Consider the following 14,342-nt stretch of genomic DNA (forward strand, 5'->3'; position numbering starts at 1 on the left):
TCTCCTGAATAATAACAATTGACAATAAAAATTGTCATGCTAGGAAAGCACAATAAAATAGAGGATATTATAATATGAAATATGGATTATTCCTTGCGGGCTTAATTGCGGCCAGTACCATCAGTACAGTGCACGCATCCAATGCAGAACAGGTCAAATCTAACTTCGTGATTTCCAGTTATGCCAAAACCAAATACCCTATTGTGTTTACTCACGGTATGGCAGGCTTTATCAATATTGGCGGAGATCAGTTAGGTGTCGACTATTGGTACCAAATTTTACCCAATTTAGCACGTAACGGTGCCAACGCTTGGGCTACCCGTGTATCTCCTTTTAACTCATCGGAAGTTCGTGGTGAACAACTGGCACAACAAGTCGATGAAATTCTTGCAATTACAGGTGCAAGCAAAGTCAACTTAATTGGTCACTCACATGGTGGGCCAACCATTCGTTATGTTGCAGGCGTGATGCCGTCTAAAGTCGCATCGTTGACTGCTGTCGGTTCACCAAATAAAGGCTCGCCTGTGGCTGATTTTATTTTAAAAGTACAAGGCACACCACTCGAAAAACCATTAATGGATATGGTCAATTTAGTTTCTAAAACCATTACTTGGGCACAAGGTTTAGACCCAAACAGCTATCCACATGATTCGTTGGCTAGTGCAAAAAGCTTAACTTTGGCTGGCTCAGCACAATTTAACAGCAAATTCCCAATGGGTATGCCATCGACGAGTTGTGGTGAGGGCGCTTATCAAGAAAAAGGCATCCAGTTCTATTCATTTACGGGTAATACGGCTGTTACCAATATACTTGATCCAGACTCAGCCATGCTGGCGACCAGTTTATTGATTGATAATGGCCGTGATAATGATGGTTTGGTATCACGCTGCAGCGCCAAATTTGGTAAAACCATTCGTGATAACTACTATTGGAACCACTTGGATGAAGTCAATCAAGTCTTGGGCATGAAAGATATCTTTGCCCCAGATCCTGTCGATGTCTACCGTCAACATGCTAACCGCCTAAAACTACAAGGCTTATAAATTCCAATAGCAAACATAAAAAAATGCGCCTAAGCGGCGCATTTTTTAGCAGTAACGCAAAGTTAAAATTAACCTTGTTTACGTGCTGGTAATTTCTCACGAATACGTGCAGCTTTACCAGACAATTCGCGTAGGTAATAAAGTTTAGCACGACGAACGTCACCGCGACGTTTCACTTCAATTTTAGCAACGATTGGAGAGTGAGTTTGGAAAACACGCTCAACACCAACACCGCTAGAAATTTTACGTACTGTGAACGCAGAGTTCAAACCACGGTTTTTCTTCGCAATTACAACACCTTCAAATGCTTGAAGACGCTCACGATCACCTTCTTTTACTTTTACTTGAACGATAACTGTATCGCCTGGTGCAAAAGCTGGGATGTCTTGCTTAAGCTGTGCATTCTCAACAGCTTGTACTAAAGGATGCTTACCACTCATGGGGTATCTCCAATATGTGTGGGTCAGAAGAGGTCTGATTTCCACTGGGTCTAGAGGCTAAAGCGCATAGGCCCGATTGACTTTCCCTTTATGCCTGACCGCTTCAATGCATAAAGAGCCTATTTAAGTACTTAATTTACATTAAGCAGTTTAGTTTGCTCGAAGCATAGCTTCTCGCCTTGCGCTCGGGTAAAGCAATGCTTTACTCACCCTCGCTCATCTTTTAGCCATTTTTTTTGCTGCTTGCTCAACTCAGCTTTTTCAATCAACTCAGGTCGACGCTCTAAAGTCCGTTGATAACGCTGCAAAAACCGCCATTTTTCAATATTGGCATGATGTCCCGACTTTAATACTTCAGGGACATCCAAACCTTCAAAATGGTCTGGCTTGGTATATTGTGGGCAATCTAAAAGACCATCCACAAATGAGTCTTGCACATGAGATTGCTCATCAGACATAGCACCCGGAAGTCTCCGAATAATACTGTCCAACAACACCATCGCAGGTAGCTCGCCACCCGATAAAACGTAATCTCCAATCGACCATTCCTGATCAACATAGTTTTGGATTAAACGCTCATCGACACCCTCATAACGGCCACACAATACAATTAATCCATCATATTCAATGAATTGTTGTACTGCAGTTTCATTTAGGGTTTTGCCTTGTGGTGACATATACACCACTGGCACATGAACTGCACCCGCTTGCTGTGCAAGGTTTTTGGCATGTTGGATTGCTTGTGCCAACGGCTCCGCCATCATCACCATACCTGGACCACCACCAAATGGACGTTCATCCACCCTTTTGTAGTTGCCCTGTGCAAAATCGCGTGGATTAATACAAGTTATTTGCATTAAATCGCGTTTTGCTGCGCGTCCGCTAATACCGTAAGCTGTAATCGCTTCAAACATTTCAGGAAAAAGCGTAATGACTGCAAAAAACACCGCAGACTCCTCTATTTTCCTGCTATGTGAATCCTGAAAGGATTAATAATCTACGCCCCAATTCACGTAGATACGACCCGCTTCGAGATCAACGCGTTGTACCACATCTTTATGCCATGGAATCATACGCTCTTCGCCATCGACGCTATCGGCAGTTGCGCGAACCACCATCACGTCATTGGCACCTGTTTCAAACAGTTCATGGATTTGACCGAGGTTCACTTCTTGTTCGTCATCGTCCAGACCTAACACTGTTAGACCTTTTAAATCAGACCAATAATACTCGTCCACGCCTGGTTGAGGCAGTTGCGCTTTTGAAATCCAGATATTTGCGCCAACCAAGTTGTCTGCTGCGGTACGATCAATCACACCTTTTAAGCTGACCACCAAGCCTTTGCCATGTGGTTTCCAACGTTTTACATCGACAGTTTGCCAACCTGCTTTGGTTTCAATGTACCAAGGCAGGTAGTCAAATATGTTGCTCATAGGTTCTGTATTTGAATAGACCCAGAGCCACCCATTTAATCCATAAGCTGAACGTAGCTGTCCAATCTGAATACGATCTTCGGGCACATTCTGTGTTGGTGTCATGGGCTACCTACTACTTAATTAATTAAATTATGCAGCAGCTGCAGCTTTCTTTGCTTGAGCAGCTAAAGAAGCAACACGTTCAGACGGTTGAGCACCTTGAGCAACCCAGTGTGCAAAACGGTCAGCATCTAAACGAAGTTTTTCTGCTTTACCTTGCGCTGTTGGGTTAAAGAAACCGATACGTTCGATGAAACGACCGTCACGCGCATTGCGGCTGTCAGTTACAACGATTTGATAGAATGGACGCTTTTTAGCACCACCACGAGTAAGACGAATAACTACCATGATACAACCTTATAATTTTTACGGATTATCCCTGCGCCGACCACCGACAGCATTTCAAACCCCTTTCATAGAGGGCGATATTCTACGTTATATTTTCCATGAAAGGAAGATCAAAATTTATTTATCCACAGTTTGAATTTATATTTTAACGCCCGTCGCAGTTGGAGGTTGCGGAAAGTTCACAAGCTGTGCAGCTATTAATATCCGTCCCTTTTGTCCAACGGTTGCTGTATAGATATTTGTAGTCATAAATTAAGTCCCCACTTAAAAATAAGTGGGAGACTAACATAAGGCTAATTAGAGAGATTGGTAAAGAGGTGCTTTGCCGGATGCTTACAGTTTAACAGTAAGCATCCGGCTAACACAGCCTTACCAAGCGATCCTATAAGCCTTAATTTAGTTCCCACCTAAAAACAAGTGGGGACTTAATCCATGAACATGGATATATATTCAGCAACACCTCCTGTTGCTAAAAAACGCAGAACATACAGCAAAGAATTCAAACTCAGTATTGTCAATGCCTGTAAAAATCCTAATACCTCGATCGCTTCGGTCGCACTGCAACATAGTATTAATGCCAACCTTGTCAGTCGTTGGATCAGGATCTTCAGGCATCATGAGGGTGCCGTGCAGGATCCTACTCATGTGAATCCAGCATTTATTGCTTTGCCTTACACTGCTGCAATCAGCCAACCTATTGATGAGAGGATCACGTTGTGTATCACCGTGCCTCATACGAATAATGATATTCAGCTAAAATGGCAGACATCAGAAATACCTGCCTTGGCAGAATTACTCAAGGCACTTGCAACATGATCCGCATTGATGAAATCTGGTTGTCTACTCAGCCCATGGACATGCGTGCAGGTATGGATACGACCATGGCCCAGGTGGTGAGAGCCTTTGGCTACATCAAACCGCATTGTGCTTACCTGTTCTGTAATAAACGTGGCCATCGTATGAAAGTGTTGGTACATGATGGACTGGGCATCTGGCTGTGTGCCCGGCGTTTGGAACAGGGTAAATTTCACTGGGCTCAAGTTCACCAAGGTGAAACCGTGGCCCTCAGCCCGGAACAGTTACAGGCACTGATCCAGGGTTTGCCCTGGCAGCGCATTGGACGACAGCAGGTAGTGACGATGCTCTAAACCAGGTTGGTGCATTCTGCTATTCTCCAAACGTTCTATTTCATTCTCTTCATGACCTCAGGCATACTGCGGTCATGAATACACTGCCTGACTTAAACCAACTGACCCATGAACAACTGCTGGAATTTACCAGACAGTTGGCAATGCAGCATCAGTCTCTGGCACAATCAAATCAAGAATTAGAAAAATCAAACCAGCAATTGGATGCCAAAGTTCAGCATCTTTCTATTCTCAATCAAAAATACGAGCATGAACTGGCGCTGTTTAAAAAGCACGAATTCGCCCAAAAGAATGAACACTTAACGGCAAAACAAATCCATCTGTGGGATGAAGCGGTTGAAGAAGATATTGCCGCGGTTGATCTAGAACTGGAACGGCTAAATGCAGATAAAACCAATGCAGCGACACACAAAGCAACAGTCAACAAACCTAAACGTCGACCACTGCCAGATCATCTACACACCATCCGTATTGAGCATGAACCTGCATCAACCCAATGTGCTTGTGGCTGCCAACTCCGTCGTATCGGCGAAGATGTCAGTGAAAAACTGCATTTCAGACCGGCACAGTTCTATAAGGAACAGCATGTGCGTGGTAAATGGGTCTGTGATCAGTGTGACACTCTGACTCAGCAAGCGATGCCCGCCTATGTGATTGATAAAGGCATTGCTTCACCTGAATTGCTCAGCCATGTGCTGGTATCGAAGTATGCCGATCATTTGCCGCTGTACCGTCAACGTCTGATCTATCAGCGGGCGGGAATCGAACTTTCTAGATCAACTTTATCTGACTGGATAGGTCGCTGCGGTGTAGAACTGGAACCTCTGGCCAATGCCTTAAAAGAGGTGGTACTACAACAGCAGGTGCTGCATGCAGATGAAACACCGGTCACCATCATGCGGATGGGTGAGAATGATAAAAAACCGAAGAAAGGTTATGTCTGGGCCTATGCCACTACACAGTACAATCCAGTTCAGGCGGTGATCTATGACTTTCAGGATAGTCGTTCAGGCCAGCATGCTGAAGAGTTCTTGAAAGGCTGGCAGGGCTATCTAGTCTGTGATGATTACAGTGGTTATAAAGCACGCTTTAAATCAGGCGATGTCATTGAGGTGGGCTGCATGGCGCATGCACGTCGTAAATTCCATGAACTGCATGTAACTGGGAAAAGTCAGGTCGCTGAACAGGCATTAGTGCTGATTCAGAAACTGTATGCGATAGAAGCAGAGCTCAGGAAAAAGACCGATGGTACAGCGGAAGACCGCCGCGAATACCGACAACAGCATAGTCAACCAGTGATGCAACAACTATATGAATGGCTCAACCAACATCATCTGACAGTGCCATCGAGTTCTCCCACCGCCAAGGCCATCAATTACACTCTGAAGCGTTGGCCAGCTTTAAGCCGCTATCTGGATGATGGCAATCTACCGATTTGCAATAATTGGGTCGAGAATCAGATGCGTCCCTGGGCGTTGGGGCGCAAGAACTGGCTGTTTGCAGGTTCGCTGCGCAGTGGTCAGCGAGCGGCAAACATCATGACGTTAATCCAGTCAGCAAAGCTGAATGGCTTGGATCCGTATGCCTATTTAAGTGATGTGCTGAAAAGGCTGCCGACACATAAAGTGACCCAGATTGAAGAATTGCTGCCGCACTGCTGGAAACCTAAATCGAATTAAAAAATAGGTATGGGATTCAGCGGACGCTTACGTTTAACATGCCATTACTCAGGGTTGAGTACCCATAAAAAATGGGCTTGCCTATTCAGCAAACCCATCTTCAAGTCTTTTTTTTGGCTCTGCCTTTAAACAAAGCCTCACATATAACGCAAACCCGATAATGTCATGACTTTTTTACTCGGTGTAACATTTCCACTGCTGTCACCCCTATTTAATTTTACATTAACGGTACCATTTGTTACGGTTAGACCTTCCCCTGTAAAGGATAAATTGCCCTTAATATCGATTGTTCCGTTACCAGTAAATTTACCTGAAGAAGCCCCAGTACCACCCGCACCACCTGAACCTATAATATTTCCATAAAGACTCATAGGGCTATTACTTTTAACATCAAAAGTTATATTTTTATTACTTAAGAATAAAATATTTGCAATTTTAGCCAGTTCTGTATCAAGTGCCTTAAGTGTACCCGCCGTATCGCAATATTGTGTTGGTATACCAGTGGAGCTTGAGCCACATATTCTAGTTTTTTTTGTAGCAGCATTTGTACTTGCTTCTAAATAGTAATGATAAGGCGCATAAGCCTTACCAGCCCCGCTTTGGTTAGTAGTAATAACTTTCATATCTCCAGTTGCAATGATTGTGTTCACTAAATCACGAGAGGAATTTAGATTAATATCAACCTCTCCCTCAAACCACAGTACGCCTACTGGAATTGCTGAACTGGCAGCATCAATTGTCCATTTTTTACTAGCCCCACTACCGCTAACCGTAATACCAGAAATACTACTGCAAGTTACTGGTTCTGTTTCAGTATTATAAATACTAGCGCCATACAAATTATTTTTAGCGCACTTGCCATTTGCATAAAAAATATAATTTGCAGAAGCGCGTAATTCTTCAGCAGTCATAAACTTTGTTGGCGTATATTCCTGTACTGTAATACCTGTGGCTAGCGTAAACTGCGCCTGATCATCATAAAAAGTGCTACTACCATTACCCTTAACTACACCATTCTCCCCCCCAGGCGCTGCACCGACCTGTATCGTTTGGTCACCTTGTAGATTTCTCGTATGACCTATTTGCAGCCCCCCTGCAAATATTGAACCATTAAAACTTCCTCCTCCTGTTGTTATATCTGTATAAATTGCCCGAACTACGGAAGAAGCGCCGCCGCTTTTTGCGGTTATGTCATAACAAAAATAATTCTTACCGCCTGTACTAGCAGGGCAACCCTCTGTTGTAGTCACTACTTTATATGTTGCGATCGTCGCTGCTGGGGAGCCATTATCCTTGATCACGCCATTATTAATTTGAGCAATCTGTGTAGCGGTCAACGGTTTTAACAAACCGGTTAAAGCTTGATAGCCAATCGCCGACTTAATCTGCGCCTGCGTTTGTGCATGAGTTGTCAATGAACTATCTTGTAAACTCCGTACAGACGTGACCATACCGATAACCAAAGTGGTTAAGGCAAGACCAATCAATAGAATAAGCAAAATAGAAGCAAAGCCAGTCTGTTTTTGCATTTGTCTACTACCCACAGGAAAACGCATAGTTCGAAAAACTTGATGATTACACATATTAAATGCTCCCTTAGGTAGTCACATTAAATAAACAGGTTGAATTGCTTAGAGCAGATACTGTAGAACTGGTACTGGTAGCATAAATATTGGCTTTTATTTCTACATAATACTTACCGCCAGTTGCCGTTGCCGTCGTATTCCTCACACCAAAAGGCGTACAAATATGAGAACCTGTTAATTTAGTCACCTTCAGCGATATTTTTCCTACATCTGAATGCACAGTACTCGGCATGGTAGCCGCAGTGGAAATCAACGTTTGTGAAGGTGGAGGCGTGGTTGTTGAAGGAAGTGCTAACGTCGTACAGCTATATCCTGCACCACCTGTACCAAGATAATAAATTAAACTCTTACCTTCAGATTTTAATGCTTGGCAATTGCCACTTGATAATTTCCATACAAGTGCATCAGCTTCTGTAGTTTCAATATTAGAAGCCGTTATTGCCGTAGTACCTGCATAGGCTTGAATTAACTTATCACTGGAACTTCCGTAAGAATCTGTAGGTACAGTCATGTTATAACCTACTCCCTGCAAAATACGGTCAGCAACAATCAAGCCTTTCATAATATTGGCATCAATGCTGGCACCGCGTGTCGTTTCAGCAGAGACATACCCCAAAGAAACATAAGCTCTTAATATCGCTAAAATAATAACCAAAGAGATGGTTAGCGCAATCATAATCTCAATCAGTGACATACCCTGCTGCTTTTTTATTGTACTGTTCATTTTAAGCACCTTCAGGGAGAAATGATTGATTTAACAGGAACAAACTGATCCGAATCACTTACCTGTATGGAAGGTGATTGAACAGTAACGCTTGCCGAATAAGGCGGAGATGTGGGCGGTGGATTACTATTAATTGATGCATTGACCGTATAGGTGGTTGGAGTCAAGGTACATGGTGTAGTAACACTTGTGCCATTAATTGTAATGCTACTTGTATTACTACAAATTGTATCTGCTTTTACCGCCACTTGACGCATCTTGTTGATGGTTTGCAGCTGAATGTTACCATCTCTCTGTACCACAGCCGTACGTGCAGCAATGTAAGCACCACCTAAACCAATAATCGCCATTAATAGTAAAGAAATCAGCACTTCGATCAGTGTAATACCGGCCTGATGCTGATATTTAGAACTGTGCTGTAACTGTAACATTAGAAACTCCTGAGCGAGATATTATATAGCCACCAGTACAAGTTGTACCTATGCGTGCAGCATTGTTATTTAATTCAAGTGCCGCACAGGTAGAACCACTAGGTGCCTCTAACGCAATCGAGACAGTAGCAGGAAATTTTGCACTCCATAAAACAGTGCTGTCATCGGATGCTTTAACATTAATGACACCTTCTGCACCACTGCTACCATTCGTTACCGTAAGTTTTGCAACCATTGGGGGAGTATCGGTTTGTCGTATGCCATTAGGGTTTTTTATTGCTTCCGTAACAGCTTTGTTATAAGCCTCAACCAGCAATTTTTGGGTTTTCTCAACCTGGGTTTTAGCAACCCATGAGGCACCAAGCGGAATCAGCGCAACAGCTGAAATCCCAATAATGGCAATCACAATCATTAATTCAATGAGGGTTACCCCTTTAGATGCCGCTACCATGACGTTAATCCACCACAGGCAGCACCACCTGAAATTGTTCTCACATTCTTGTCGGTCAGTGTTAACTCACAACCATTATTCTGATTTCGACCTGTTGCGGTCAGTTTATAGGTTGTCCCTGCAGTATCTCCAGTAGCGGCTGGAGAAGAAATTTTATACACAAAATTAGCATCTTCTGCAGGTGTCCAACTAATACCTGTATTCGTCGAAATATAAGTTTGTGTTGCAGTTGTAGTAGTTGTTGAAGCCGCTGGATAAGTTAATGATTTTTGGTAGATATGCCCCATCATCAAACTTAACGTCGCTAAATCGGAACTTGCACTGTTCGCTCTTGCTTTTTTGATATATTGTCCATAAGCAGGCAATGCAATTGCAGCTAAAATCGCCACAATTGCAACCACAACCATGAGCTCAATTAAGGTAAAACCTTGACTTCTTTCTATTTGCTGCATATTTCCCCTCAAACAAGTAATAAAACTTTACCCTATTAAAAATAATACCTAACTTAATTACAAACTAAACACATAAAGGATAAAAGGCATAAAAAAACAGATAATTGTCAAAATACAATTATCTGTCAAATTAAGAATTTAAAGAGAATGTTACCTCTTTAACAGTTATGCCTGAATCACTTGTATCCGTAACTCTTTAGGTAGACTAAACGTAATATTTTCCTCTCGCCCTTGAAGCTCTTGCGGAGGGGTCGCACCCCAATCCTGTAACCGCTGAATGACCTGCTTGATGAGAATCTCAGGTGCAGATGCGCCAGCTGTCACACCAATTTTACTGTCTGGCTTAAACCAATCTTTTTCAAGTTCATCTGCATTATCGACCAAATAAGCTGATTTACCCATACGTTCAGCCAACTCACGTAAACGGTTAGAGTTAGATGAATTTGGCGAACCCACCACCAACACCACATCACATTGATTGGCTAAGTCACGCACTGCGTCCTGACGGTTTTGAGTGGCATAACAAATATCGTCTTTGCGTGGTCCCTGAATATTCGGATATTTTTGGCGCAAGGCATCAATTACTTTGGCAGTATCATCAATCGACAGCGTGGTCTGGGTGACAAATGCGACTTTTTCAGGATGACGCACGCTTAAAGCCGCAACATCATCTTCATCTTCTACCAAATAAATTTCGCCGCCATTTTTCTTGTCGTACTGACCCATCGTCCCTTCAACTTCGGGGTGTCCTTCGTGACCAATTAAAATCGCCTCTGTGCCTTCACGCGCATATTTGGTGACTTCAATATGTACTTTGGTGACCAACGGACAAGTCGCATCAAATACTTTTAAGCCGCGACGCTCCGCTTCTTGCTGCACCGCTTTAGATACGCCATGTGCACTAAAAATCACGATATTGTTATCGGGCACTTCATCTAGCTCATCAACAAAAATTGCACCGCGTTGGCGTAAGTCATCTACCACAAATTTATTGTGTACCACTTCGTGACGTACATATATAGGGGGATTAAAACACTCAAGGGCACGATTTACAATCGCAATTGCTCGGTCTACACCTGCACAAAAACCACGTGGATTCGCCAATACAATTTCCATAGAACCCTCTATGTTGAAGTTAAATAGGTGGGATGTTTAAAAATTTATGCCAACAAAAGCCAACTTGGCTATTTTGTTTAAGGGGCGTCTACTCTAAAATAGAGAAGATATTTTATCATATCAGGAAAAATATCATGTCGGGTCTATTGTTTGTCGTTTCTGCCGCTTCAGGAACAGGCAAAACATCCCTCGTTAAAGCCCTGCTTGAGCGTGTGAATAATTTACACGTTTCAGTTTCTCACACAACACGCGGTCAACGTCCCGGCGAACTCGATGGTGTGCATTATCACTTCACGCAAAAACAAGATTTTATCGACTTGATAGAACAGGGCGGTTTTATTGAATATGCAGAAGTATTTGGCAATTATTACGGCACTGCGCAAGCAACCGTTAAAGAGCAGTTAGCCAAAGGTCACGATGTGTTACTTGAAATTGACTGGCAAGGTGCTCAGCAAGTACGCAATCTTTTTCCTGAATCGAAGCAAATTTTTATTCTTCCACCAAGCCAGTTTGATTTACGTGAGCGCTTGTCTAACCGTGGCACCGATACAGTCGATGTGATTGAGCATCGTTTGGGCTGCGCAGTTGAAGACATGCAGCAATATGTCAATTTTGACTATGTGATTATTAATGATGACTTTAATAAAGCCCTGCACGATTTAGAAGCAGTGATTATTGCCAACCGTTTGGTGACGGCGCAGCAGGCACATCGTCATCAAGCCTTGATTGAAAAGTTAATTAGCCCGCCAAGCGCGTGATTAAAACTTGAGTCTATAAGCAAAGCACCTTATACTGCACAGTCTGTTTAAATTTATTATTCGAACGAGAATTCTTATGGCACGCGTTACCGTTGAAGATTGTTTAGACCATGTAGACAACCGCTTTGAGCTTGTACTAGTGGCAAGCAAGCGCGCGCGTCAATTGGCACGTCAAGGCATAGAACCTACCGTTGAGTGGGACAACGACAAACCTACCGTTGTTGCTTTACGTGAAATTGCAGAAGGTCACGTTTCTAAAGACATTTTGAAACAACGTGATCAAGACTATCAAACTTCGAGTCTTGACCTTGCACTTTCTGCAAATAATTTGAATTTAGATGGTTTTTCTTTCCAATAAGAACAACTTTCTAAAAAAGCCTAGTTTTTTACTAGGCTTTTTTGTTGTCTGAACTTTAATCTTGCGCTAAAAACCGTTATAACATAAGGATTAAGACCCTATTTATTAATGCCAAATTTATCACTATTTTGGCATGAAAAAAATTGACAAGTCATGCAATATGCTTTTCATTATAAGGTCTAACTGTAAATTCGTTATCACTTGTATTTTAAAGGGTGTTATATGCCAGGCACGATGGTCAGCCAAGCCAAACAACAGCTTCAAACCATGATCGAACCTTACCTTAGCGTAAGTGAAGTCGAACAGGTGCTTACGGCTTGTGATTATGCTGAGCATGCGCATGATGGCGTTACCCGTAAAAGTGGTGAACCTTATGTGCTACACCCGATTGCGGTGAGTTGCATTTTGGCACACATGCGTTTGGATGCCGACACGCTCATTGCTGCGCTATTACACGATGTCATTGAAGATACTGACTACAGCAAAGATGACATTACAGAAAAATTCGGACGTACCGTTGCTGAACTGGTCGATGGTGTAACCAAGCTGAGCCATTCCAGCGACAAAGAATACAACAAAGCTGCTTCGTTCCGTAAAATTCTGCAAGCCACCTTACAGGATCCACGTGTCATTATTGTGAAACTAGCAGACCGTTATCACAACATGACCACATTAGATGCGCTGCGACCAGACAAACGCGCACGCATTGCCCAAGAAACTTTTGATGTGTTTGTACCTATGGCACGTATCGTGGGTATGAATGAAATGGCAGATAACCTTGAACATTTGTGTTATCAAAACCTAGATTTAGATATGTATAACGATGTGCAAGCCGCCCTTTTGCAAACCAAGCCAAAACGCTGCGAATACCAGTCTAAATGGGAACAAAATCTTGCCGACCTGCTGCAAGACAATCAAATTACAGGCCGTATTAAAAAGAAAAATAATAATATTGAATTACTGCGCCACTTTGTTAAAAACGATATTGATCTACAAGAACTGACCCACAGCCATGCGTTTGAAATTATTTTACAAAGCATTGCTGACTGTGACCGTTTGGCCGATATTTTACGTGACAACTTTCAGGTCTTGCATTATGAAGATCATATCCGTCGCCCTTTGCCAGGCGGTAACCAATCACTCATGATGCGTCTTAAAGGTGAACAAACCACCTTATCACTCACCATTCAAACTGAATTGATGCGTAAAGCCGCACGTTTTGGCGTAGTCTTGGGTGAAAACGCACCGCAAGCCTGCCGTTCTGCCATTCAAGCCTCTATGAAAAGTTTAAACGTGTTGATTGATGGTGAATGCGCTAAAACCACATTTAGCGATTTACTGGATTATCTACACCAAGAGAAAATTCATGTGTATACCCCGCACGGACATTTACATGAATTGCCGCAAGGCGCCACCGCAGTTGATTTTGCCTATGCAGCCAGTTTGTTCTTAGGTAACCATGCCGTCGGTACAAAAATTAATGGCGAAAGCAAACCACTTTCCACACCACTCACCAGCGGGCAAGTGGTCGAAATCATTACCGATGTTTTAGCTACACCCAACCCAGATTGGCTGAGCTTCATTAATACCCAAAAAGCCCGTCGTGCCTTACAAAATATTCTGCGTGATCAGGATATTGAAGAACAGCGTTTGGTGGGTCAGCAAGCGCTTAACCGTGCGCTGAAATTATTTAATCACTCGATTCAAGACTTAACTGAAGCCGATTGGTTAAATGTGTTGCAATGGCGTCATATTGACTCTAAAGACCGTTTATTTGAGCAAATTGCAGTCGGTGATTTATTGCCACAGTTGGTGGCAAATCACATTTACGCACTCGATCACGACAGCAGCGAACATTCTGACCGTCTGATTCAGGGCACAGAAGGCATTGACGTGAAATATGCGCACTGTTGCAACCCTGTACTGGGCGATCCGATTCAGGGTAACTTGTCACGCCGTGGCTTGATTGTGCATCGTGCGCGTTGCAACAACTTACTGCATGAGCAACATCAGCATCCTGAAAATATCATGCCGCTACAATGGACTTCAGAAGATGTAGATGACGTGAGTTTTACAGCTTATCTCAGCATTGATATGGATATGAATGACGAACAAATTTCCGATTTGATCTATCAATGTCGTAAGGCCAAAACCGGAGTAGAAATGGTACGTAGCCACGATGGCAAAACCTATGTGAATATTGTGGTGAATAACCGTAAGCAAATTGCCAAAATTATTCGTGATTTACGTATGCGCTTCGGTTTCCCACGAATTAGCCGTTTAGCGAGCCCCATCAGCATAGCAGAAGAAGCCAAAGCTTGTTAATTTAATGT

The 14,342-nt window shown here is 42.9% G+C and carries 16 protein-coding genes and 1 pseudogene; 7 read left to right on the top strand and 10 right to left on the bottom strand.

Features of this window, described 5'->3' with window-relative positions; translation table 11 throughout:
* Window positions 1–74: 74 nt before the first annotated feature.
* Entirely contained in the window at window positions 75–1,043 is a 969-nt protein-coding gene (locus K1T76_RS11815; protein WP_230245444.1) for a lipase family alpha/beta hydrolase, read from the top strand.
* Between the two features lie 68 nt (window positions 1,044–1,111).
* On the opposite strand, the gene rplS is transcribed toward K1T76_RS11815, so the two are convergent.
* The 4 genes from rplS to rpsP all read right to left on the bottom strand — a co-directional run bounded on the left by rplS (window position 1,112) and on the right by rpsP (window position 3,306).
* Window positions 1,112–1,483: a 50S ribosomal protein L19 gene (gene rplS / locus K1T76_RS11820; protein WP_004974529.1), complete on the bottom strand. Its 372-nt coding sequence runs from the start codon at window positions 1,481–1,483 to the stop codon at window positions 1,112–1,114.
* Window positions 1,484–1,689: 206 nt separating this feature from the next.
* On the bottom strand, window positions 1,690–2,430 hold the full coding sequence (gene trmD, locus K1T76_RS11825) for a tRNA (guanosine(37)-N1)-methyltransferase TrmD (RefSeq protein WP_230245445.1): 741 nt from the start codon (window positions 2,428–2,430) through the stop codon (window positions 1,690–1,692).
* 42 nt (window positions 2,431–2,472) lie between these two features.
* Entirely contained in the window at window positions 2,473–3,021 is a 549-nt protein-coding gene (gene rimM / locus K1T76_RS11830; protein WP_230245446.1) for a ribosome maturation factor RimM, read from the bottom strand.
* Between the two features lie 27 nt (window positions 3,022–3,048).
* Window positions 3,049–3,306, bottom strand: coding sequence for a 30S ribosomal protein S16 (gene rpsP / locus K1T76_RS11835; RefSeq protein ID WP_004974526.1), 258 nt, complete (start codon window positions 3,304–3,306; stop codon window positions 3,049–3,051).
* Window positions 3,307–3,738: 432 nt separating this feature from the next.
* On the opposite strand from rpsP, the gene K1T76_RS11840 reads away from it, so the two are divergent.
* The 3 genes from K1T76_RS11840 (at window position 3,739) to tnpC (ending at window position 6,133) form a co-directional block, all read left to right on the top strand.
* Window positions 3,739–4,122, top strand: coding sequence for a transposase (locus tag K1T76_RS11840; protein ID WP_230243836.1), 384 nt, complete (start codon window positions 3,739–3,741; stop codon window positions 4,120–4,122).
* Complete coding sequence (gene tnpB / locus K1T76_RS11845; RefSeq protein ID WP_000618091.1) at window positions 4,119–4,454, top strand: IS66 family insertion sequence element accessory protein TnpB; 336 nt, start codon at window positions 4,119–4,121, stop codon at window positions 4,452–4,454. Before K1T76_RS11840 ends, tnpB begins: the two co-directional genes overlap by 4 nt.
* Window positions 4,455–4,528: 74 nt before the next feature.
* Entirely contained in the window at window positions 4,529–6,133 is a 1,605-nt protein-coding gene (gene tnpC / locus K1T76_RS11850; RefSeq protein ID WP_230243837.1) for an IS66 family transposase, read from the top strand.
* Between the two features lie 137 nt (window positions 6,134–6,270).
* Here tnpC and K1T76_RS11855 read toward each other — a convergent pair whose 3' ends face one another.
* The 6 genes and pseudogenes from K1T76_RS11855 to ispH all read right to left on the bottom strand — a co-directional run bounded on the left by K1T76_RS11855 (window position 6,271) and on the right by ispH (window position 10,893).
* Entirely contained in the window at window positions 6,271–7,662 is a 1,392-nt protein-coding gene (locus K1T76_RS11855; RefSeq protein WP_230245447.1) for a hypothetical protein, read from the bottom strand.
* 67 nt (window positions 7,663–7,729) lie between these two features.
* The gene (locus tag K1T76_RS11860) at window positions 7,730–8,443 is read right to left on the bottom strand and encodes a prepilin-type N-terminal cleavage/methylation domain-containing protein (protein WP_230245448.1); all 714 of its coding nucleotides are present in this window, start codon (window positions 8,441–8,443) and stop codon (window positions 7,730–7,732) included.
* Window positions 8,444–8,454: 11 nt separating this feature from the next.
* A complete protein-coding gene (locus K1T76_RS11865) occupies window positions 8,455–8,874 on the bottom strand; it encodes a PulJ/GspJ family protein (protein WP_230245449.1) in 420 nt (139 codons plus the stop codon).
* A complete protein-coding gene (locus K1T76_RS11870; protein WP_230245450.1) occupies window positions 8,849–9,325 on the bottom strand; it encodes a pilus assembly FimT family protein in 477 nt (158 codons plus the stop codon). The genes K1T76_RS11865 and K1T76_RS11870 overlap by 26 nt, the downstream gene beginning before the upstream one ends.
* Window positions 9,326–9,659: 334 nt before the next feature.
* A pseudogene (locus K1T76_RS15135) lies at window positions 9,660–9,777 on the bottom strand (prepilin-type N-terminal cleavage/methylation domain-containing protein); the annotation flags it as partial.
* Window positions 9,778–9,942: 165 nt separating this feature from the next.
* The gene (gene ispH, locus K1T76_RS11880) at window positions 9,943–10,893 is read right to left on the bottom strand and encodes a 4-hydroxy-3-methylbut-2-enyl diphosphate reductase (protein ID WP_230245451.1); all 951 of its coding nucleotides are present in this window, start codon (window positions 10,891–10,893) and stop codon (window positions 9,943–9,945) included.
* A 134-nt stretch (window positions 10,894–11,027) separates the two neighbouring features.
* On the opposite strand from ispH, the gene gmk reads away from it, so the two are divergent.
* The 3 genes from gmk to K1T76_RS11895 all read left to right on the top strand — a co-directional run bounded on the left by gmk (window position 11,028) and on the right by K1T76_RS11895 (window position 14,334).
* Complete coding sequence (gene gmk / locus K1T76_RS11885; RefSeq protein ID WP_179989816.1) at window positions 11,028–11,651, top strand: guanylate kinase; 624 nt, start codon at window positions 11,028–11,030, stop codon at window positions 11,649–11,651.
* A gap of 76 nt (window positions 11,652–11,727) precedes the next feature.
* Window positions 11,728–12,009, top strand: a complete 282-nt coding sequence (gene rpoZ, locus K1T76_RS11890) for a DNA-directed RNA polymerase subunit omega (RefSeq protein ID WP_004809957.1) — start codon at window positions 11,728–11,730, stop codon at window positions 12,007–12,009.
* 222 nt (window positions 12,010–12,231) lie between these two features.
* Complete coding sequence (locus K1T76_RS11895; protein ID WP_230245452.1) at window positions 12,232–14,334, top strand: RelA/SpoT family protein; 2,103 nt, start codon at window positions 12,232–12,234, stop codon at window positions 14,332–14,334.
* Window positions 14,335–14,342 lie beyond the last annotated feature (8 nt).

It is taken from the genome of Acinetobacter sp. PW68, assembly GCF_020982655.1.
Lineage (GTDB): Bacteria > Pseudomonadota > Gammaproteobacteria > Pseudomonadales > Moraxellaceae > Acinetobacter > Acinetobacter towneri_A.